At 45.1% G+C, this 21,831-nt stretch carries 23 protein-coding genes and 2 pseudogenes; 21 read left to right on the forward strand and 4 right to left on the reverse strand.

Going from position 1 to position 21,831, the window contains the following annotated elements; genetic code table 11:
* Positions 1 to 219 precede the first annotated feature (219 nt).
* The 6 genes and pseudogenes from OIM59_RS06145 to OIM59_RS06170 all read left to right on the forward strand — a co-directional run.
* A complete protein-coding gene (locus tag OIM59_RS06145) occupies positions 220 to 870 on the forward strand; it encodes an NAD(P)-dependent oxidoreductase (RefSeq protein WP_299168396.1) in 651 nt (216 codons plus the stop codon).
* Between the two features lie 85 nt (positions 871 to 955).
* The gene (locus OIM59_RS06150; protein WP_367278132.1) at positions 956 to 1,741 is read left to right on the forward strand and encodes a hypothetical protein; all 786 of its coding nucleotides are present in this window, start codon (positions 956 to 958) and stop codon (positions 1,739 to 1,741) included.
* A gap of 93 nt (positions 1,742 to 1,834) precedes the next feature.
* A complete protein-coding gene (locus OIM59_RS06155; protein WP_299168393.1) occupies positions 1,835 to 2,245 on the forward strand; it encodes a pyridoxamine 5'-phosphate oxidase family protein in 411 nt (136 codons plus the stop codon).
* 146 nt (positions 2,246 to 2,391) lie between these two features.
* A complete protein-coding gene (locus OIM59_RS06160; protein ID WP_303895728.1) occupies positions 2,392 to 2,742 on the forward strand; it encodes a hypothetical protein in 351 nt (116 codons plus the stop codon).
* Complete coding sequence (locus tag OIM59_RS06165) at positions 2,739 to 3,014, forward strand: hypothetical protein (RefSeq protein WP_303895729.1); 276 nt, start codon at positions 2,739 to 2,741, stop codon at positions 3,012 to 3,014. Before OIM59_RS06160 ends, OIM59_RS06165 begins: the two co-directional genes overlap by 4 nt.
* Positions 3,015 to 3,016: 2 nt before the next feature.
* Positions 3,017 to 3,466: pseudogene (locus OIM59_RS06170) on the forward strand (hypothetical protein); the annotation flags it as partial.
* A gap of 9 nt (positions 3,467 to 3,475) precedes the next feature.
* Here the strand turns inward: OIM59_RS06170 and OIM59_RS06175 are convergent.
* Positions 3,476 to 4,375, reverse strand: a complete 900-nt coding sequence (locus tag OIM59_RS06175) for an AraC family transcriptional regulator (RefSeq protein WP_299168386.1) — start codon at positions 4,373 to 4,375, stop codon at positions 3,476 to 3,478.
* Positions 4,376 to 4,536: 161 nt separating this feature from the next.
* Here OIM59_RS06175 and OIM59_RS06180 point away from each other — a divergent pair, with 161 nt between their 5' ends.
* From OIM59_RS06180 to OIM59_RS06190, 3 genes are read left to right on the forward strand one after another with little or no spacing between them, the layout of a single operon-like run.
* Positions 4,537 to 5,547 carry a DUF6282 family protein gene (locus tag OIM59_RS06180; RefSeq protein WP_299168385.1) on the forward strand — a complete coding sequence of 337 codons (1,011 nt, stop codon included), beginning with the start codon at positions 4,537 to 4,539 and terminating at the stop codon, positions 5,545 to 5,547.
* A gap of 12 nt (positions 5,548 to 5,559) precedes the next feature.
* Positions 5,560 to 6,852: an aldo/keto reductase gene (locus tag OIM59_RS06185; RefSeq protein WP_303895730.1), complete on the forward strand. Its 1,293-nt coding sequence runs from the start codon at positions 5,560 to 5,562 to the stop codon at positions 6,850 to 6,852.
* A gap of 34 nt (positions 6,853 to 6,886) precedes the next feature.
* On the forward strand, positions 6,887 to 7,684 hold the full coding sequence (locus OIM59_RS06190) for a flavodoxin (RefSeq protein ID WP_299168379.1): 798 nt from the start codon (positions 6,887 to 6,889) through the stop codon (positions 7,682 to 7,684).
* A gap of 114 nt (positions 7,685 to 7,798) precedes the next feature.
* Here the strand turns inward: OIM59_RS06190 and OIM59_RS06195 are convergent, their stop codons facing one another.
* The 3 genes from OIM59_RS06195 to OIM59_RS06205 form a co-directional block, all read right to left on the reverse strand.
* Positions 7,799 to 9,373 carry an IS66 family transposase gene (locus OIM59_RS06195; RefSeq protein WP_299170862.1) on the reverse strand — a complete coding sequence of 525 codons (1,575 nt, stop codon included), beginning with the start codon at positions 9,371 to 9,373 and terminating at the stop codon, positions 7,799 to 7,801.
* A gap of 77 nt (positions 9,374 to 9,450) precedes the next feature.
* The gene (gene tnpB, locus OIM59_RS06200; protein WP_177865198.1) at positions 9,451 to 9,807 is read right to left on the reverse strand and encodes an IS66 family insertion sequence element accessory protein TnpB; all 357 of its coding nucleotides are present in this window, start codon (positions 9,805 to 9,807) and stop codon (positions 9,451 to 9,453) included.
* The gene (locus tag OIM59_RS06205) at positions 9,794 to 10,369 is read right to left on the reverse strand and encodes a hypothetical protein (protein WP_303894447.1); all 576 of its coding nucleotides are present in this window, start codon (positions 10,367 to 10,369) and stop codon (positions 9,794 to 9,796) included. The genes tnpB and OIM59_RS06205 overlap by 14 nt, the downstream gene beginning before the upstream one ends.
* Before the next feature lie 233 nt (positions 10,370 to 10,602).
* Here OIM59_RS06205 and OIM59_RS06210 point away from each other — a divergent pair, with 233 nt between their 5' ends.
* The 12 genes and pseudogenes from OIM59_RS06210 to OIM59_RS06265 all read left to right on the forward strand — a co-directional run bounded on the left by OIM59_RS06210 (position 10,603) and on the right by OIM59_RS06265 (position 21,831).
* Positions 10,603 to 11,865, forward strand: a complete 1,263-nt coding sequence (locus tag OIM59_RS06210; protein ID WP_299168377.1) for an MBL fold metallo-hydrolase — start codon at positions 10,603 to 10,605, stop codon at positions 11,863 to 11,865.
* A 152-nt stretch (positions 11,866 to 12,017) separates the two neighbouring features.
* Positions 12,018 to 12,839 carry a carboxymuconolactone decarboxylase family protein gene (locus OIM59_RS06215; protein ID WP_299168375.1) on the forward strand — a complete coding sequence of 274 codons (822 nt, stop codon included), beginning with the start codon at positions 12,018 to 12,020 and terminating at the stop codon, positions 12,837 to 12,839.
* A gap of 22 nt (positions 12,840 to 12,861) precedes the next feature.
* Entirely contained in the window at positions 12,862 to 14,043 is a 1,182-nt protein-coding gene (locus OIM59_RS06220) for an iron-containing alcohol dehydrogenase (RefSeq protein WP_303895732.1), read from the forward strand.
* 192 nt (positions 14,044 to 14,235) lie between these two features.
* Complete coding sequence (locus tag OIM59_RS06225; RefSeq protein ID WP_303895733.1) at positions 14,236 to 15,297, forward strand: cyclophilin-like fold protein; 1,062 nt, start codon at positions 14,236 to 14,238, stop codon at positions 15,295 to 15,297.
* Between the two features lie 19 nt (positions 15,298 to 15,316).
* Positions 15,317 to 16,159 (forward strand): aldo/keto reductase, encoded by an 843-nt coding sequence (locus OIM59_RS06230; protein ID WP_303895734.1) that lies wholly within the window; start codon positions 15,317 to 15,319, stop codon positions 16,157 to 16,159.
* Between the two features lie 120 nt (positions 16,160 to 16,279).
* Entirely contained in the window at positions 16,280 to 16,645 is a 366-nt protein-coding gene (locus OIM59_RS06235; protein WP_303895735.1) for a cyclophilin-like fold protein, read from the forward strand.
* Positions 16,646 to 16,657: 12 nt separating this feature from the next.
* Positions 16,658 to 17,542 (forward strand): formylglycine-generating enzyme family protein, encoded by an 885-nt coding sequence (locus OIM59_RS06240; protein ID WP_303895736.1) that lies wholly within the window; start codon positions 16,658 to 16,660, stop codon positions 17,540 to 17,542.
* Between the two features lie 35 nt (positions 17,543 to 17,577).
* Positions 17,578 to 18,114, forward strand: a complete 537-nt coding sequence (locus OIM59_RS06245; protein ID WP_303895738.1) for a flavodoxin — start codon at positions 17,578 to 17,580, stop codon at positions 18,112 to 18,114.
* 30 nt (positions 18,115 to 18,144) lie between these two features.
* Entirely contained in the window at positions 18,145 to 19,050 is a 906-nt protein-coding gene (locus OIM59_RS06250) for an AraC family transcriptional regulator (RefSeq protein WP_081621849.1), read from the forward strand.
* Positions 19,051 to 19,062: 12 nt separating this feature from the next.
* On the forward strand, positions 19,063 to 20,154 hold the full coding sequence (locus tag OIM59_RS06255) for an MBL fold metallo-hydrolase (RefSeq protein ID WP_299168359.1): 1,092 nt from the start codon (positions 19,063 to 19,065) through the stop codon (positions 20,152 to 20,154).
* A 13-nt stretch (positions 20,155 to 20,167) separates the two neighbouring features.
* Positions 20,168 to 21,034 carry a DUF3737 family protein gene (locus OIM59_RS06260; protein ID WP_018711861.1) on the forward strand — a complete coding sequence of 289 codons (867 nt, stop codon included), beginning with the start codon at positions 20,168 to 20,170 and terminating at the stop codon, positions 21,032 to 21,034.
* 12 nt (positions 21,035 to 21,046) lie between these two features.
* Positions 21,047 to 21,831, forward strand: a pseudogene (locus OIM59_RS06265) (MalY/PatB family protein).

A 21,831-nucleotide genomic window follows, 5' to 3' on the forward strand; every position in this document is an offset into this window, starting at 1 on the left:
CACTCTACAAAGGTAAGCAAATTCCTTTTAAACTGCAAAAAACTTTTTTTCAAAAATATTTCTGCTTGTAAATACCTGATAACAAGCAATGGTTACCTCTAAGTAAGTATCTGATGTTCAAGTGTCTACTTGTGTGGATGAAAAACTCTTTCTACTTTTGCAGTGTAAAAGAAACAAAGACACTTTTAGTGAGTAATAAACTTTTTAATACATCAGGTCATGAAAAATGTAACATTGATTGGAGCGAGCGGATTTGTTGGAACCGCCATCCTGAACGAATTGCTGTCAAGAGGTCACAAAGTAACAGCCGTCGTACGTAATCCCGAGAAGATTAACGTATCAAATTCCAATTTGAGAATTGTAAAGGCAGACGTATCTGATACGGATGCAATGACTGAAGCCTGCAAAGACAAGGATGCGATTATCAGCGCATACAATCCGGGCTGGGCAAATCCTGATATCTACGAGGAAACTTTGCGTAATTATCCGTTGATATTGGAAGCAGCCAAACGGTCGGGTGCGAAAAGGCTGTTGTGTGTAGGTGGAGCAGGCACTTTATTCTGTGCCCCGGGACTTCGTGTGGTAGATTCCGGTGCTATTCCGGATGCCATCATGGGCGGTGTCAAGTCTCTCGGCGAATTCTATTTGAACACATTGATGAATGAAAAGGACATTGATTGGATTTTCTTCTCACCCGCCGGAACACTGGAGCCCGGCAAGCGTACCGGAAAATTCCGTCTGGGCAAAGATGATCTTATCGTAGACGAGAACGGGAACAGCCATATTTCCGTGGAGGATTACGCTGTTGCGATGGTTGATGAACTGGAAAACCCGAAACACCATTATGAGCGTTTCACCATCGGATATTAAGCAAACTATTGTATAACTCAAATTAAAGGCATAAACAATGAAAAAGGTATTATTTATTTTGTTCAATCTCTTAACGATTACAGTTATGGCACAGACTAAGGGACGCTTCGAGGTGCATGACCTCGGTAATTTCAAGTTGCATGTGTATCACACCAATGATGTAATGGCAGATGCAAGTTACATCATTGAAGGCAAGGATTCGCTTGTTACCATGGAACATCCGCTTTTCAAGGACAATGTGGCAGAATTCAACATTTACATCGAGAAATTAGGCAAGCCTATCGAGAAAATCATTTCCGATTACCATCTTGGAGGAAGTGGCAACTACGCCCAAATCATGGCAGAAGGAATGGAAGAGTTCTCCAAAGGCCCTATTTATGGCGGTATGATGAAAGGCTTTGAGCAAATGTGGGGTGACACGATGACCGAGTTGCCTACGGGAGATGTAACTGAAGTACCGTTCGGCACAACACAGACATGGGCAGGAGTTACGTTCGAGTTTCGCCATGGAGCATCCAGCGACTTTCCCGCTGCCAGCCTCCTGATTGGAGGCAAGGCCTATTATACGCACTGGACTCCGGTAAAGGCGCATGTCAGCCATTTACAGATTTCTTCTCCGGCAGCTATCGATGCCGAAATTGCTGAAGCTGAAAAGTCTCTTGCTTCGGGTGCTGAACTGTTCATCGGTGGACACGGAGGTGCAGCAAAACGCGATGCAGTTGAGTTCAAAATCGCATATCTGAAGAAAATGAAAGAAATATTGACAGCAAACAAATCTTCTCAGGATTTTGTGGATGCAATGAAAAAAGCTTATCCCGGTCTGCCAGGAGAAGCCGGACTGGAAGATTTGGGCAAAGCCCTCTACAAATAAGAATAAGACATATTGTGCATGATGCTTCGGATGGTATGACATTCAGGTACCATCCGAAGCCTTTTTCAAGCAAGGAATAAACGAGATTCAATTATGGAAAAAGTATTTGATTTTTTAAGCAAGCATAAAGATGTGGCATTTGCTACCGTAGAACAGAACAAACCCAAAATCCGGGTATTCCAAATCATGAAGCAGGAAGGGCATACCCTGTATTTTGCTACTTCTCCGCACAAAGAAGTGTATCGGCAACTGCAAGAAAACCCCAATATAGAGTTGCTTGCCATGGATGGGAACATATCTGTACGGGTGACCGGGCGTGCCATGTTTGATGTTCCTGATGGATTGGCCCGTGAAATTTATGCGGACAATCCAGTTTTACCCCGTCTGTACAAGCGATATACGGATTTAGTTTATTTTCGTTTGCCTGTCACCAGATTGGACTATTATGATTTGACCCCAACACCTCCCACTTTTGAGCATTATGAATACGAAAGCCAGGATTGATAATCTGCGGTTCATACTTCGCACGTTACTCGCCGAGCGGAAAGAATATGTCGGATGGCAGATACCCGATACACTGGAAAAGCAACAGTCCATGATGCGGGCTTCCTTCTGGGCTTGTTCCCCGTTGTCCGGTATGCGGTGGGAAAATGGATGTGCATGTACGGAAAGACCGTTATTTTGTGCAGGATAACCAATGGTACGCAAGCTATGAACGCTATCAGGACTATATGGAAAAGGCTTGCGATGGCAATACGCTTCTGCTGGAACTCGGCGTAGGTTTCAATACTCCGACCATCGTCCGTTTTCCGTTTGAGAAACTGGCGGTCCAAAAGAGAAACGTCACATTGGTACGCATCAATAAGGATTACCCTGATTCACATTATAAAATTGCTAATTATATCCCATTTGTAGAGAATGTTAATGCAATCTTGGCAGGACAGAATCTTATTTGTAAAAAGTATTATGACCACAATGAACATTATAATTTAAGAAAATGAAGCTGTTACTACAGTCTAAATTTCTATTAGGTTATGTCATCCTTTTGGCGGTCATTGGCTGTATGGTCGCCGTTTTGGTACATGAACGTAAGCGGATACGCGAAATCAAGGCAGAAACAACAAACATAAACCTGGTACGTCGCGGTATCAATACTGCCTGCTGTATGACAGGGTTCGCTACATTGGGTGAGTGTGTGGCGAGTTTGGACAAAGCAGACTATCAGTACTGTCACAAATGCCGACTGGACAGAGGTACCACACATCTATGTTGATTCTCCTGAAAGATATCCGGCGGGACAATTTGGACAACATCAAATCCTGTCTCGACCTGTGGAACATACTGAAAGCCGTGCCGGTTTCGGAATACAGAAGCTACGAGACACCCCTGTACTGGATGGACTTCGGGAATACGCAGGATACGGGACAAGTCGTCCTCGGAACCGTATCGAAGAAAATCAAACAACCGGCATCTAAGCTGTACGAAACGGTGGAGTCACTGAAAATGATTACCCGCTACGTGAAATACGCGAAAGTAAAGGAGAAGGACTCGGGACCGAGCTGCTCACTGGCAGAGGCTCTGGAAAAGCAGGAGCTGTTCATCAACTCCACACTGGCACAGCTCGGCTGCAACATCCTGTGGAAAATGTTCCGCAACGGCATGATCGAGCATCAGGGACTGTACCTGAACCTCTCCACAATGAAAGTGAATCCTATTGTTCTATGATACTAATATTTAAGCACCCTGTATTCTGAATTCATTTGGAGTAATTCCAACTATCCGTTTGAACATACGGCTCATGTGTTGCGGATATTGGAATCCGAGACTATATGCTATCTCACTCATAGGTTTAGAAGTAGAGAGCAGTAACTCCTTTGCACGGCCTATCAGCTTGTCCTGAATATATTCCGTGACAGTCTTTCCTGTCTGTTTGCTGATCATGTCTCCGAAATAATTGGGTGAAAGAAAAACCTTGTCTGCAAAGTATTTCACGCTTGGCAGACCGTTCTCTTGTGGAGCTTTGCTGTCAAAGTATTCATCAAGCAGACGTTCAAAACGGACAACCACATCCTTATTGGATACCTCACGAGTAGTAAACTGGCGTTCATAGAAGCGCATACAATAATCGAGTAATAATCCGATATTGGCAGTTATCAACCTTCGGCTGTGTTTGTCAATATTATGTTCCAGTTCGGTCTCAATCTTACGAAAACAATCCATGATGGTCTCGCGTTCTGTTTCAGACAAATGGAGGGCTTCACGTGTCTCGTATGAGAAGAAAGAATACTTCTTGATTTCTTGTCCCAACATTGTTCCACGAATAAAATCAGGATGGAACAATACGCCGTGCGCCGTTGGTCTGGTATCTTTCAACATTTCTATAGCAGCAACCTGTCCTGGAGCAAAACAGACAATGGTTCCTTCTTTGTAATCGTAAGGCTGACGGCCATAGGTAATATCTCCGCATTTTGTATCTTTCAGGAACAGGGCATATACTCCATAATTGATTTTAAAATGTTCCGGCCATACGGTTGCTTTTGACAAATCGACGACTGCAACCATAGGATGCAATGTTTCCAACCCGAACAACTTGTTATACTTATCGACGCTATCCAGTTTAATTAATTCTTCCATATCGCAAGGTATTATCGTTGTTGCAAATATAATGTTTCTATTTTGAATATATACTTTCTCTATTACAGTATCCATGATTAGGGTATAAATATCGAGAAATTGTATACAACCCTCCTATGTGAATCAGGCTAATTTTGCATAAGTCATTAAAATGCAGTTTTATGGATACAGAAAAGGATATGTCTCGTAGGGCCTTTTTGAAGGATTCGATACTGGCTGGAGGGTCATTAATGTTATCTGGAATTCTCCCCTTAAAGGCCGGTAATTATATAATGCAGGAACGCAAGACGGATTACGAACTAAATGAATCCGACAGTATACTGAAAGGAATATGTGATATTCATATTCATGCTGCTCCGGACAGTCGAATGCGGTCGGTTGACGAATGGCATTTCGCCCAAGAAGCCCAAAAAGCCGGATACCGGGCAATTATGTATAAATCCAACGATTTCAGTTGCCATGACCGAGCTTATCTGATACGTCAGGGAATTTCGGACATTGAAGTGTTTGGAAGTTTATGCATGAACCGTGTTCACGGCGATCGTGTAAATGCGTATGCTGCCGAAAAAGCTGTTGCTACTTCTGGGGGCCTGTGTCGTTGCATTTGGATGCCAACACTGGATGCGGAGTATCATTATCGATGTGAAGGAAGAAAAGAAAAAGGCATTCCTGTTCTGGACCGTTCAGGACAAGTCCTACCTGAAGTTATACGGGTCATGGAAATATGTGCCGAGGCAGATATTATTTTTGCCACCGGTCACTGTTCGCCGCAGGAAAGTATCATTCTGGCACGAAAAGCGTCAGAGATTGGTGTGAAACGATTCGTAGTAACACATGCCAATTCCCATTTCTGGATGATGACTTCCGATCAGATACGTCAGTGTGTTGATTTGGGAGCATACATCGAATATTGCTATCTGCCATGCCTATGGGGAGAAAATAGCGGAATGCCTCAATATGAACGTCAGTCTACCGGGACATTCGCAGATCTTGTTCGTGTATCTTCTGATAGAGGTTTTATTTCTACAGATTTAGGCCAGTCAGTTATGCCTCACCCAATAGCAGGAATGAAACAATGTATTAAAGATTTGGATAAAGCCGGTTTTACAACAACGGAAATCAATAGGTTGGTACGGGATAATCCCGCTATGTTAATCGGTTTGAATGATTAAAATGAATATATTATGGATAGAAGAGATTTTTTCAAGCGGACAGGTCTGACATTAGCGGCCGGTGCTCTGTTAGGGCCAAGAGTATTGGCTGATGAGGCAGAAAAGAGGGTTGTCCAAGAAGAATTGTCAGGCAAAATTTTGAATTATAATCCAAGGATGCAGTATCGTCCAATGGGACGTACCGGAGTTGATGTTTCCGCATTGGGGTTTGGTATGCTCCGATTGCCGATGCAAGCAAACGGAAGTGTGGATTTTGACCAAAGTGTGGCCATGGTACGTCGGGCAATTGAAGGTGGTGTAAACTATATTGATACTGGGCGTGTCTACCTGAACGGACAGAGTGAACAGGCTGTCGGAAAGGCACTCGCGGGAGGATGGCGTGACCGTGTCTATGTCACCTCCAAATCTCCGTGGTGGGCCATGGAACGGCCGGAGGATTTTGAGAAGTTCTTTGATGAGTCGCGCCGTGCCATCGGAACGGATGTCATTGACTTCTACCACATCCACATGATCATGCATCGAGGCTGGAACGAGAAGGTGGTTCCTTATAAACTGATTGAGAAAATGGAGAAACTAAAGGCCGACGGAAAAATCCGTTTCATGGGATTCTCGTTCCATGACCGCCTCCAGCTTTTTAAAAAGGTGGTCGAGGCATCATCAGCTTGGGATTTCTGCCTGATTCAACATAACTATCTCGATTATGAATACGAAGCTGGCGTATTAGGTCCGAAGTACGCGGCAGCGAACGGTATGGGTGTTGCCGTAATGAAGCCTGTACGTACCGGATTTTTGGCCAATCTTCCCCAGTCAATGCGTGATGCACTTCGTTCTACCGGAGTAGAAAAGCCGGATGTGGAATGGGCTCTCGACTACCTGTGGGATATTCCAGAAGTGAGTGTAGCGGTCAGCGGGATGAATTCCATGGCCGATGTGGAGGCCAACTTGAAATATGCTTCCAAAGCCCGTCCCAATATGTTGGCACCTGACGATCGGGAAGCATTAGGCGCTGCCATTCGTGCATTTCGAGAGACTCCGGGTCATATTGACTGTACAGGATGTTATCAGTGTATTCCTTGTCCACATAATGTAGCCATCGGATACATTTTCGCGTATGTGTACAATAATTATCTGGTACATAAGGATATGAAACGAGCTATGTCGGACTATACGATTGCCATGTCTCCCATTCAAAGAGGAGCACCGGCTTCGGCCTGTGTTAATTGTGGGGCTTGTCTGGAGAAATGTCCGCAAGGGTTGGATATTCCCAACCTGCTGGCTCGTGTAAAAGAGACCATGGGTAAATAATCACAAATAATTCGCATTAAAACTACATTTCAATATGAAAAAGCTAATATTATTTTTAGTTATCATGTGCTGTGTTTGTACTTTACAGGCAAAAACACTGATCGTTTATTACAGTTATACAAACAATGTTCACCGAATTGTCAGTGACTTGCAGACACAAATTGAGGCTGACGTTTTGCGCATAGAACCAGCAGAAGAAGGGCTGGATTATGCAGCAAACAATTATGCTCTTGGCAGTGCGTTGATTGCTGCCATTAGAAATGATTCTGCCAATCCGGATTCATATCCGGCAATTAAGACCTCAATCAACAATCTTGATGAATATGATACCATTATTATAGGTGCTCCTTTATGGTGGAGTAATATGGCTGCACCTTTGCAGACATTTCTGTTTACTTACGGTTCTCAGATGGCAGGCAAACGTATAGGTCTTATTGTCTCCAGCGCCAGTAGCGGCATCAGCGGTGTAGAAGCTGATGCAAAACGCCTTATTCCTGACGGGAATTTCATGAGTCCAAGCCTGTGGATACGTTCTTCACAAACTGAAAATTGTCATTCTATGCTTTCAGAATGGCTTAAGGAAATTAATTATGAAAATACCTCAACTGGAATTATCAATATGAATATGGGCAATAGTCCCAACTTGCAATATCGTTCCGGTCAACTCTTTGTTTCAGGGAACATAGATTATGTTTCTATATTCAACGTAAATGGTAGTAAAGTAATGCAAACCGACGAAAAAGTTATTAATAACATTCCTGCTGGAATTTACATTGTGCAGTTGGTTACAAACAATGCTTCTAAAACATACAAGTTCCGTGCTGCTGACTGATGATAATTCACATGGTTATTTATTGATATTGAAACGAAGACTCTTTATCATATGTACAACCGTCCGCGATAGCGTTCACCACATAAAAAGATAGCCTTCCAGATTTTTGGGCGGCTATCTTTTCATCTTCTTCCATCTATCCGGAAGCAAATCACGATATTTATCTATAGGAGTATTAGGAGGCCATGCGGCACAACGGTCTATAATGTCGCAGAAGTATTCAAAGATGTTTATTCCACATCTATGGCATGTTATGGCTAATGAGTGGTATAACACCGCCACTTCGGCTCCTGTATGAGAGCCTATTGTCAGACGTCTTCGTGTCAGTGATATATACCTGTTTATTCGTTCAACTTCATTGTTGTCAAGCCTGTATTTAGGAGAAGAGAAGATTGCCGGTATTTCATGCCACTGTTTCAGCGCATAATCGGCGGCGGCATTAAGAGAATCATCAGGAGGTATCCCCGGACGGTCTTTAATCTCAATCAATCCTCTGTAGATTTTTTCAATCATCACTTTTGAGTAGCGTTGCCTCCACTGAAGGTGGTCCTCGTCAGTCCATCCGTCCTTTCCTGTTTTGTGTTTATGCTCGAAGTGATACAATAGGCCGAAGCGCTTGGCCATTTGCTGGGCAATAGTACTATCCTTTATATCCAGAAACTTCCGTTTTATATGCTGCAGGCATGGAAGTCTTTTTATTCCTTTCAGATTGCCGATTCCGATATGACGGTATCCGGAGTAAAAGTCACACTGGAAGGCTCCGTTAAATCCTTTTATTTCATTTTCAAAGACTTCAGCCGAACGTGATCCGTCATCATAAAAGAAATACACCAGACCTGTGGTCATACCGACAAACACCCAGATATATCCTTTCTTTATTTTCTTCCCTGAATCAGTGACTGTCTGCAGACGTACTTTCTGATAAGTCTCATCACCACAGATATAGTTGTCCTCAAGGATTGCCTTTGCAAGAGCCTTATAAAGGTTCTCAAGCTGAACCTTGGTTTTGCTGACAAGCTTCCGGGCGGTACCCTTATCAAGATCGAAGCCGTGTGAGCGGAAGTATTCTACCGCATTTTCAAGCGGCATTCCGTGCAGATAGCGCAACTCCGCCAGACCTGCGATAAAAGAGGAAGTGTATTGGGAGTTCAGCAGCGGAGTTGCCGGAACAGAACCTTTGAAGATTGTACCGTTCTGAACATACTTCTTGACCTTATAGATTGTCTTGATAAAGCGCATGGGAACCATTGAATAACGCACGACATCGCATGTACACATATATCTGGCCAGTTCCGGATCAAACCCCGGGTCGTCAGGTTCTACATCAAAGGTTTCAATCTCACATTCCGGATGTGTCTTTTTCTTCGCACCGTTGTTTGTATGTCTCTTTTGTATCTTCTGTTCAGGAACATCAGATTTGGGGAGCATCTGTCCGGTCTGTCTTTCCGAGGGAGATTCCTGCAGACGGCGCATTGCCTGACGGACAGTTTTTTCCTTGCTGAGTTCAATGTCCTTTCCTTTGAGAGTTTCCTCCAGAGAGGTTATCTGCTTTCTCAGTTCTTCAACCGTGGCAGTCAGTCTCTCGTTGGCTGAAGTCAGTGAACGGACAGATGATAAGGCTTCCTCCAGTTTGCCCTGAAGGAAGCCGTTCTGGCGTTGCAAAAGTTCTATCAGTTCATCCTTTTTCATGCTTTAAAGTTACGAAAAAAGGCGGATTTATGCAACTTCTTATAGATTTAATTATTTGATTATCAATATTATATATACTACCTTGCAGCCATTCTAAAGCGTTCTTCGACAGTTACTTTTACAGGTGTGAGCCCCCTCATCAGCATGTAGAAGTCATCCCATTGAAACCTGCGGACGCTGCCATCACCGTTTTTCAGCACCTCACGGAAACGCCCTTGGGACAGTCTTTTAGTGTACATCAAAAAACCGTCGCCGTCCCATTTTAATGCCTTCATGGTCTTACGGTCCTGTGAGAAAAACACATATACATCCCCCGAAGCCGGAGAATGTCCTTTCCACGACCATATCATTTGTGTCAGACCACGGATGCCATAACGCATGGATACAGGATGCTGACAGACCCACAGATGCAGACATGAATCAAGGCTCCACATGAGTGACCTCCTTTCCCATTTTACGGATAAACTTCGCAATAACAGACAAGTCCGTATCTTCCGGAAAGCTTACTTCCACATTGCCATCTACCCTGACAGTAATCACATTGCAGCTTTCTGCAGGAAGAAAACCGGCTTCCTCAAATATCACATCCTCAAAAGGTATTTCCTTATACCGGGAACTTCGACATGTATGGGGACTTGTATATCCGGGCAAATCCGAAACACGGAGTCTGTTGCGCCACAGAAAGTCCTTCATCTGTTTCCTTGTTATTCCAAAACCTTTATAATAATCAATAAAGCGTCCCGGTTGTCTGCCATCGGCACAGAGGGACTTAAATTCTTCGTAAGCCTGAGAACAACGAAACTTCAGACAACTTCCTCTTGTATATCCGGGAACATCATTCAAGCTTGTGTATTCTTCCTTCAATATCAGATACATCCTGTAATAATTGACACCATGCCCGCGGCAATATTCACGAAAGGAGCATGATTGTTTGCCAGATGAACATAATTCTTTAAAAGCAGAAAAAATCTGCCTGTAGTATTCTATTTTTACCATATCTAAAATTTTATGGCAAAGTTAGAATTACTACAGGCAGACTACAAGACGCTATCGCGGACGGTTGTACTATCATATTGATGAGGGTCTTCGTTTTATTTTATGAATTGCCCGTTATCTGTAATTCAGGTATATATGTCAAAGAATTGTCTACCATTCAATTTTTCTCATACATTTAACTTTGTTGCAGTTAAAAAAAATTCCAATGAATATTTATAAGACGCGATATGTATATGAAGAGTAAACTTGTTTTAGCTATTATTTTATGCATTCAGATTCAGATAGCCTGGGCACAGGCGAGAATTCGTTATGATAATAAAGGTCAGGCTACTCCCTCTACTGTACAATCATTTGGGGAAGAAGCATTCAATGTTCAAAATGAAACAGTCATCCGCTGGTTGGGTAATGCGGGATTTTTTATTAATAGTCGCGGAACTTGTATTATGATTGATCCCATGTTGAAAGGGTTTGATATGCCTGTTTTATTTCAAGCACCAATTACTCCGGAGCAAGTTCCACATCTGGATGCGGTACTCATTACTCATTGTGATAACGACCATTACAGCGTACCTTCATGTACAGGACTATCAAGTGCTTGTTTTCAATATCATAGTACACATTATGTAGATACTTTGATGCGACAACAAGGTTTGCCATCTTTTGGACATGGTATCGGTGATGAATTCCGTATAGGTCCTGTAAGTGTAAAGCTGACTCCGGCTTACCATCTATGGCAAAATGAGATGGAAGAATTTCGAAGGTTAAGGGAATATAAGATGGAAGATTATTGTGGTTTCCTTATCAATACCCCCGATGGGTTAATATGGGCTCCGGGTGATTCCCGGTTTTTACCAGAGTTCCTTGAGTTGCCGTCTCCTGACGTCATTTTCTTTGATTTTTCTGATGATTCCTGGCATATAGGATTGGAAGGAGCCATAAAGATTGCTAATACTTATCCTGATGCGAATTTGATTCTTTCCCATTGGGGAACTGTAGATTCGCCTGATATGAAACCATTTAATGCTGATCCACGTAGTCTTGAAGGTAGAATTATCAATCCTGAACGTATTCATATTCTAAATCCCGGGGAACCATTTATCCTGAAAAAGGGTTATAAAGAGTCTTATACAGAAAAGGATACGGGTAATATGGTCTTTAAATGTGGAGAGCAAGTTATGTCAGAATATTATACCGGAAAAGTCTATATTTCAGATGTAGCCCATCAGACAAAGTTTGATATAAACCATCTGGTTTTCGCCCCCAATAGTAGGAATACATGGCATATACATCCGGATGCTGAACAAGTATTGTTGATATTGGACGGTGAAGGTTACTATCAGGAAGAAGGACAGGAAGTTATTCGGATAAAGAAGGGAGATGTTATAAGAACTCCGGCTAACGTAAAACATTGGCACGGATCAACTTCAGAAAGCAGGCTAGTCCATTTATCAATAACGGAAAGGACGAATAAGGGGCATATTGAGTGGATAAAATAAAAGTGATTGCATGATACCAGGTATATAAGGTATAATCTCCATTTTATCCAATGTTCGGGTAGAAATATCGGTAAATTATATACCGGCTACAGTCCTATATTCAGATAATTTTGCAGTAGAAAAAGAACTAAAAACAATGAATTATAATTCAGATGAAAGTAAAGATAATCATAGCGCTTGTTGCGCTGGCAATTAATGGAACAACAATTATGGCACAGGAAAAAATCAAGCAGACGGCTGGCCGCGACCAGCTTGGGGAGTTTGCCCCGAAATTTGCGGAACTGAACGACGATGTACTTTTCGGAGAAGTGTGGAACCGTACGGACAAGCTTGGACTGCGCGACCGTAGTCTGGTGACCATCACTTCGCTCATCAGTCAGGGAATCACCGATTCATCGCTGACCTATCATCTCCAGTCAGCAAAAAACAATGGAATCACACGCATTGAAATTGCCGAGATTCTTACTCACATTGGCTTTTATGCAGGATGGCCCAAGGCATGGGCGGCTTTCCGTCTGGCCAAGGATGTGTGGGCGGATGATGCGGCTGCGGCAGATGCCAAGTCCGCTTTCCAACGCGAGATGATTTTCCCCATTGGCGAACCAAATACGGCCTACGCCCAGTATTTTATCGGCAACAGCTATCTGGCCCCCATTTCGCGTGAGCAGGTAAACATATCCAATGTGACTTTTGAACCCGGATGCCGCAACAACTGGCATATACATCGGGCTAAGAGTGGCGGTGGTCAGATGCTTATCGGGGTAGCTGGCCACGGTTGGTATCAGGAAGAGGGGAAACCTGCCGTTGAGATTCTTCCGGGAACAGTCATTCATATTCCAGCAAACGTAAAGCACTGGCACGGTGCGGCGGCTGACGGCTGGTTTGCTCATCTGGCCTTCGAGGTTCCAGGTGATGAGGCCTCGAACGAATGGCTGGAGCCTGTTACAGACGAAGAATACAATAAACTGAAATAATAATATCTGAAAAAGACTAATCATGGAAACGAATCTGAATTATGACATGTATGTTCCCACCCGTGTCTTGTTTGGCGCAGGTATGCTGAATAAACTGGGAGAACAGCCTATGCCGGGTAAAAAGGCACTCATTATCATTTCTAATGGCAAATCGACCCGCGCTAACGGATACCTTGAACGTACCGAACAGCAGTTACGGTTGGCCGGTATTGAATCCGTTCTCTTTGATGGCGTATCCCCCAATCCTACCGTAGCCAATGTAGAGGCGGGAGCTGAATCAGCGCGTGCTGCTGGCTGTGATTTTCTGGTGGCATTGGGTGGCGGCAGCGTTATGGATTGCGCCAAGGCCATCGCTGTCATGGCAACAAACGATGGCGTTTTGTGGGACTATGTGGCTGTTGGTTCCGGCAAGGGACTACCTATTCCGAATACGCCACTGCCTATTGTCGCCATTACGACAACGGCCGGTACGGGTTCAGAAACCGACAGTGCCGGAGTTATCACTAAAGAAGATACTTACGAAAAAGCCTTCATTGGTGCTCCCAGCCTTTATCCTTGTCTAGCAGTTGTCGATCCGGAACTGATGCTGAGCGTCCCGGCCGGTTTCACTGCTTTTCAGGGTTTCGACGCATTATTCCACAGCATTGAAGGTTACATCGCCAACGGAGCCAACCTGATGAGTGATATGTATGCTTTGACTGCCATAGAAAATTTGGCGAAATACCTGCCACGAGCCGTACAGGATGGTAACGACCTGGAAGCCCGCACCCATGTGGCTTTCGGCAATACACTGTCAGGAGTAGTCATGTGCCTTACGCTGATTACCAGCGAGCATGGAATGGAACATGCCCTCTCGGCCTACCATCCCAACCTCCCGCATGGTGCCGGTCTGATAATGATCAGTCGCGCCTACTTCTCCTATTTTGTTCGCAACCATGCCTGTGACGAGCGTTTTATCCGTATGGCTCGGGCTATGGGTATGCCTGACGCCGACAAACCGGAAGATTTCATTACTGCACTTACCCGCTTACAAGAGGCGTGCGGTGTGGCCGACCTGAAGATGTCCGATTATGGTATATACTTTAATGAGGCTGAAAAGTTCATGCGCAATGCACGTGAAGTCATGGGAGTGATGTTTACCAGCGACCGCATACAGATGACCGATGCCGATATCGTCAGCATCTATGAAGAGTCTTGGCGATAGAAGACATCAATTCTGATAAATAGAAATTGTTATCGGCCCCCACTATTACATGGGGGCTGATTTATTTCGGTTATGATTGAATCCGTAACAGGGGTATATTGTCCGAGGATTTGTATACCATCCTGTATACGGCCCTTCTTTATCTTTGAATCAAGCAATTAATAAAAAAACATGATTAGAAAGGGAAACATAATGAAAAATATATTCCTGATTCCGCTGATGTTTTTGACATTCTTGTCCTTGACGGCGTGTAGTCCTGCTGATGACGATTCGATTATTCCAGAGATACCGGAGCAGCCCGAGAATCCCGGGAATGGGGATTCCGATGACAACAATTCAGAAGAACCAACAGATCCGACATCCGGAGGTAACGGGCGATACCTTGTATTGTTCACTTCACGCAGCGGGAATACCGAACGTATGGCTAATGAAATTCGCGGCCAACTGGATTGCGATATTCTCGAAGTGGAACCTCAGACCGCATTTGAAGAGGATTACAATGCCATGCTCGAACGTGCCAGGGAGGAACTGGATGCTATTAAGCAAGGGAATTATCCAGCCGTTAAGACTTCCATGGAGGATTTCGAGAGTTACGACCTTGTATTTGTCGGTTATCCCATCTGGTATGGTTCCATGGCGACGACCATGCAATCCTTTTTGCACGGCCATGCATCGAAATTGGAAGGAAAACGCATAGCTCTCTTTGCGACAAGTGGAGGCAGCGGAATATCTTCTTCCCTAAGGGAAGCGGAAACACTGTGTCCCGATTCGGAAATTCTCGACCAAGCCCTTCTGCTGACCTCCTCTTCATTGTCCCAGATGGAGATACGTGTTGCTGAATGGCTTGAAGGTATAGGTGTCGGACTGGAAGAACCAGAAAATTCTGATGTTACATCATTAAAAATGAATATTGTCGTAGGAAGCCAGACAATTAGTGCTACCATGGAGGACAATGCTGCTGCACGCGACTTGCTGTCCCGTCTGCCTATGGAGGTTACATTGAATGACTACAACAACACTACGGAAAAGATTTTTTATCCTAATCCGGAGTTGGAACTGGACGGTGTAACAAGAGGTTGTGCGCCGGTGCCCGGAGATATTACTATTTATGCACCGTGGGGAAATGTCGCCATCTTCTGCAAGAGCTGGTCACACAGTAATGACCTGATAAAAATGGGACATATTGACGGTGACGGCATTGAGGTATTGAGCGTGCCTGGGGACGTACCAGTCAGGTTTGAAAGAACGGAATGATAACATATAATACTTGAATATGGAATGTAAAATATTGAATAACGGAGTACGGATGCCTCTTCTCGGATTTGGTGTATTTCAGATTCCGGATGCGGAAGAATGTGAACAGGCTGTTTTTGAAGCATTGCAGGCCGGATACCGTATGATTGATACGGCGTCCGTGTATGGCAACGAAGAGGCAGTTGGCAAGGTAATAGTTCGAAGCGGATTGCCACGCGAAGAAGTGTTCGTTACGACCAAGGCATGGATATCCGAAATGGGGTACGAGCAGACTTTGTCGGCTTTCGAGCGGTCTCTTGTCCGTTTGGGATTGGACTATATTGATCTGTATCTCATTCACATGCCGTTCGGAGACTGTTACGGGGCATGGAGAGCCATGGAAGATCTTTACAATTCCGGTCGTGTACGTGCCATTGGGGTCTGTAATTTTGAACCCGACCGCTTGTTGGACCTGTGCCATAATGTACGGATAGTACCGGCTGTCAATCAGATAGAAATGCATCCGTTTACCCAACAAACAGAAGCGATGAAAATCATGTCATCCCTGCATATACAGCCTGAGGCATGGGCTCCGTTTGCAGAAGGGAAAAACGGCTTGTTCACGGATAAGAGACTGGTTGGGATCGGGCAGAAATATGGAAAAACAGCCGCACAGGTAGTCCTTCGTTGGCATTTTCAGCGAGGAGTAGTATCGATACCCAAATCCGTCAGGAAAGAACGTATAATCGAGAACTTTGCAGTCTTTGATTTCTCGTTGTCGCAGGAGGATATGGAACTGATAGCCCGAATGGATACCGGAGCCAGTACAATTCTTGACCTGCATGACCCTAAGGAAGTTGAACGGTTGTATGGCATATCATAAACAAGTCTTATAATTGATATGAAGAAGAATTTTTTAGTCTTATGGGTAATGTTGTTACTGGCAACACTGCCGGTACTGGGACAATCAGCCCGACATAATAATACAAAAACAGATAATAATATGGAAAACAATAAAATCAAAATGACTGTCGGAAACAGAATGTTTACCGTCACTTTGAATGGGAACTCATCATGTGAAGCACTTGTTAAGCGTTTGAAGCAAGGCAATCTACATGTCCGCATGGATGATTACAATGATATGGAAAAGGTCGGTCCGTTAGGATTTTCTCTTCCACGTAATGACAGACAGAATGATACAGGTCCCGGAGATATCATTCTCTATCAGGGTAATTATCTTGTGATTTACTATGACAACAATTCATGGAACTTTACCCGTCTTGGAAAGGTAGACGGCGTTTCCAGTCGGAATGAAATGCTCGAACTTTTAGGAGGAGAAGGAGAAAAATCTGTAATACTGTCATTATAGTAATTATCAAATATGAATAATGGAATTATGGTGAGGACAATGGATTGCATATTGGCCGTCTGTATGCTGATGTTTGCAGCATGCAGTGAGGCACATACAGAAAATGGACCGGGACAGCCGCCTGTAATACCGACTGACCCGCCGTTAGAGCGAGGCGATTTCGTACAAATCAACGGAGGTTCCTTTACAATGGGGAGTCCTGAAGATGAGCGGTGGCGGGAAAATGATGAAGTGCAACACCAGATTACAGTTGGACCATATCTGATATCCAAATATGAGGTGTCGCAGACTGAATATCGTTCTGTCACCGGAGTAAATCCCAGTTACTTTCAAGGAGACAATCGTCCGGTAGAAATGGTTTCATGGTACGACGCCGTACGCTTTTGCAATGAGTTGAGCCAGTCCGAAGGGCTTGAACCGGCGTATTCCATTGACGGGACAGAGGTAACATGGAACCGTGAGGCCAATGGGTATCGCCTGCCTACGGAAGCTGAATGGGAATATGCCTGCCGGGCCGGGACTGATTCCCCATTCAGCACGGGACGCAACATTACCGTAGAGCAGTCCAACTGGTATAGCAGTTACCCATATATTGAGGGTGAAGGCGGAGGTACTTACCGAAGACAGACAGTGGATGTTGATGAGTTTGAGCCGAATCCATGGGGCTTGTATAACATGCACGGCAATGTCAGCGAATGGTGCTGGGATTATTACGGTGCTTATACCAATGCTGCTGATCCCAATCCTTCAGGTCCTGAAACCGGCCGTAACAGAGTAGCGCGTGGCGGTGGCTGGTATGATTATGCCAAACATGTCCGCAGTGCCTACCGTTCGGCTGTGCCGGCTGATTATACGGACTACAAGCGCGGCTTCCGTCTTGCCCGAAATGTCGAATAATAAATCATACGAAAATGAAACAGTTTATATTGATTATGTCCGTTTTGCTTGGGTGGGCATTCCAATCGGAGAACATATACGCACAGACTGGCGGTAGGACATTGATAGTCTATTTCTCCGAAGGCGGAAATACACGCGGCATAGCGGAAGAAATCCAGTCCCAGATCGGAGCAGACTTGGTGGAGATTGAGATGGAAGAACCCTATTCCGACAGTTATAGTGTTTTGCTGGAGCAGGCAGAACAGGATCTTTTGGCCAACGCTCGTCCGGCTTTACGCACACGTATTGAGAACATGGAGGCGTATGACACGATACTGCTTGGTTATCCGAACTGGTATGCTATCCTGCCGATGCCTGTTTATACGTTTCTCGAATCATACGATTTCGATGGCAAGCGGATCATCCCGTTTTGCAGCCACGGAAACGGGATGATGGGAGAAACCATTTCAAATATCTGCAAGACATGTCCGTATGCAGATGTTCGCGAAGCTCTGTCTGTGACCTATAGCGGTGGACCTTCCCTTTCTGAGGAAATACACACATGGCTTGCCAGGCATGGACTTGTTGAATAAAACGAATTGGAGTTATTATAAATAAAAAGCATGACAGTCAAGACTATTACAGGGTGTAACCGACTTTTTTCGGCAAAAACTCCCAATCCACTGGTGAGCATGATTCGCCTGTCCGATACGACCGAAATTTCGCAGGTTCTCCAGTTCGGGTTCTTTACCGTATGGCTGAGAGCGTGGAATACTCCATGTCAGCCTCTTTTCGGACACAAGAAATGCGACTTCAGCGACGGAACACTGACCTTCCTGCAACCGGGAAGAACCGCTACACCGGAGATATGGAAGCCTGAGACCGGACAATCCGAAGGATGGCTGCTCTGCTTTCATGACTCGGTGTATAACCCGCTGAAAACAGGAAAATCTTCCCGGGAATATTCTTTTTTCAGATATGCTACACGGGAAAGCCTTCATCTGTCACAACGTGAGATGGCCGTGCTGGAGAGGGAGATGGATGAGATAGGTGAAGAGCTGCATTGGGGTGTAGATGAATACTGCTATACGATTCTTGCCGGGAGAATCCGGCTGTTGCTGGACTATGCGTCGCGTTTCTACCGGCGCCAATTTATTCTCCGACATAATGAGAATCAGGAAATGCTGGAACGGACAGACCGCGAATTGGAGATTTTTTTCCAGACCGGAAAGGCACAGTACGAACGATTCCCGTCATCGGAAGATTTCGCCAGATTGTTCGGTTGTTCGCCGGATTATTTCAACGACATGCTGAAGCATGAGACTGGGAAAGATACGGAAGATTATGTGAAATTCAAACAGATTGCCTGTGCCGAGTATCTGCTGAAAAGGGGAACGGAAAGCGTCGAGGAGGTGGCAGCCCGGCTCGGATTCCCCACTGACCGGGAGTTCTGTACCCTGTTCAAGAGACTGAAGGGAAAAACTCCCTCAGATTTCATTTCCGGGGCTGGCATCAAACACCTGAATTAATTGACATGAGACATGGATAAAAGAAGAAAGAGAAGAATGGCTTTTGTGATTATTTTGTCACTCCTTCTGCTGTGCTGTTTGGGCGTCTGTTGTTTCCTTGCGCAGCCGTCATTTGGTCGGAACCCTTCAGGAGATCGGCTGGAACGAATTCGCAGGTCTCCGAACTATCGGGACGGGATGTTCCGCAACCAGATGTCCACTCCAGTGATGACCAACAAGAAGAGCCGCTGGCAGGCATTGTGGGAGTTTGTTTTTGCTGACCGAAAAGGTCTCCGTCCTGAAACAGCCCTTCCCGTTGTACAGACTGATTGCCGCCAATTACCCGATACGGGGAATCTGATGGTCTGGTTTGGTCACTCGTCGTATCTGCTACAGGTGGACGGGAAACGGATTCTGGTCGATCCCGTATTTCATGCCGCAGCTCCTGTCTCGTTTGTCAACCGCCCGTTTGCCGGGACGGACATTTTCCATACGGAGGATATGCCGGACATAGACCTGCTGCTTATCACGCACGACCATTGGGACCATCTCGACTACCAGACTGTTACAGAATTACGTGAAAAGGTTGGTAGGGTCGTTTGTCCGCTCGGTGTCGGAGCACATTTTGAGTATTGGGGTTACCGTACGGAGCAGTTGGTAGAGTTGGATTGGGAAGAGCAGATCCCTTACGACAGTTTGATTATCCACTGTCTCCCGGCCCGTCATTTCTCGGGTCGCGGACTTACGTCAAACAAGACCTTGTGGGGCTCTTTTCTGATTGAATCACCTTCGCTGACACTGTATTTGGGCGGTGATGGCGGGTACGGACCCCATTTCAAGCGAATCGGACGTCGATTCCCGAAGATTGACTGGGCGATTCTTGAAAACGGCCAGTACAACGAGGACTGGAGGTTTATCCACACCATGCCGGAACAACTTGGACAAGTGGTATCGGACCTGAATGCCCGCCATGTAGTTACGGTGCATCACTCCAAGTATGCGCTTTCGCGGCATTTGTGGGATGCCCCCCTGAAAACGGCCCGACGGCTCAAGGAAGAAGTAGAGGCATGTGTTTGCATGCCGGTTATCGGAGAAATATTATCACTTGATATCAACCAACCATAAAATATGTAATCATATGAATATTATTAGAGATACTGAATTTGGGGGCGAACGCCCTTTGTTTGAGTCGCATGATTTGCGTTTGGAGAATGTAATTATCCGCGCCGGAGAATCGGCCATCAAGGAGTGTAGCAATATTGAAGCTTTTGAATGTAGGTTTGAAGGTAACTATCCATTCTGGCACGTTCATGGTTTCAAAATCGAGCGTTGCTATTTTGATGTAGGAGGACGTTCGGCATTATGGTATTCTGATCATCTGCGGATGAAAGATACTGTGATTGATGCCCCAAAAATGTTCCGTGAGATGAGTGAGATTGATATCGAAAATGTTGCAATGAATGATGCTGATGAAGTGTTCTGGCGTTGTAACGGTATTCGTATCAAGAACCTTAAATTGCATGGAGGAACCTATCCCTTCATGTTCAGCAATAACATTTATGTGGATGGATTGGAGAGTGACAGCAAGTATGTTTTCCAATATGTGAAGAATGTGGAAATTCACAATGCCAAAATTACCACCAAGGATGCCTTCTGGGAGGTAGAGAATGTGACCATCTATGATTCAGAGCTTGACGGCGAATACCTTGGCTGGCATTCGAAAAACCTTCGTCTGGTTAACTGTCACATCACAGGCGAACAGCCGCTCTGTTATGCTCATGACCTGGTGTTGGAAAACTGTACATTCGGACCGGACTGTGACCGGGCCTTTGAGTACAGCACATTGAATGCCGATATTCGTGGAGCCATCACGAATATCAAGAACCCCATGTCGGGACGTATCGTGGCAGATGAGTACGGTTCGATAACAATAGATGAGAATATCAAGGCTCCTGCCGACTGTGAGATTCGGCTTAGGGATGAGCGCACCTGTTTCACCGACTAATACAGACAGACTATGAAATATGACTTCGATAAGATTATCCCCCGACGGGGAACGAATTCCTATAAATGGGACTCTTTTCCTGTTGGTAAAGACGTGCTTCCCCTTTGGGTAGCGGACATGGATTTCCGTACGGCACCAGCCATCACCGATGCATTGGCCAAACGGGTGGCACACGGCATATTCGGATATGTCCATGTTCCCGATGAATACTATACTGCGGTTATCCGATGGTTTGAACGGCGTCATAACTGGTCCATCCGGAAAGAATGGATGATTTATACATCCGGCGTTGTCCCTGCCATTTCTGCTGTCATCAAGGCTTTGACAGAACCGGGGGATGGCGTGGTCGTGCAGACTCCCGTGTATAACTGTTTCTTTTCATCCATACGCAACAACGGTTGCCGCATTGTTGCCAATCCCTTGAGATACGTTGGCAACACCTATTATATTGATTTTGAAGATTTGGAGCGAAAGACCTACAGTTGCTGGACTATCTGAAAGCGAACTATGATTACCTGTGCGGATTTTTCCACACCCACTTGCCGCAAACACCCGTTACGAGGCTCGAAGGCACCTATCTGGTATGGACAGACTGCCGCGCTCTGGGGCTGTCGTCCGAAGTGTTGCAGACACGGTTGCTTGAAGAGACCGGACTGTGGCTTAACAGTGGAACGATGTACGGACCGGAAGGCGAAGGATTCCTGCGCTGGAATATTGCCTGCCCGCGTGCGGTATTGGAAGAGGCATTGGCCCGTTTCCAGAATTTCATCCAATGTCTGATTGCGGGAGGAACTTGA

The organism is Bacteroides mediterraneensis (assembly GCF_025993685.1).
GTDB lineage: Bacteria > Bacteroidota > Bacteroidia > Bacteroidales > Bacteroidaceae > Phocaeicola > Phocaeicola mediterraneensis_A.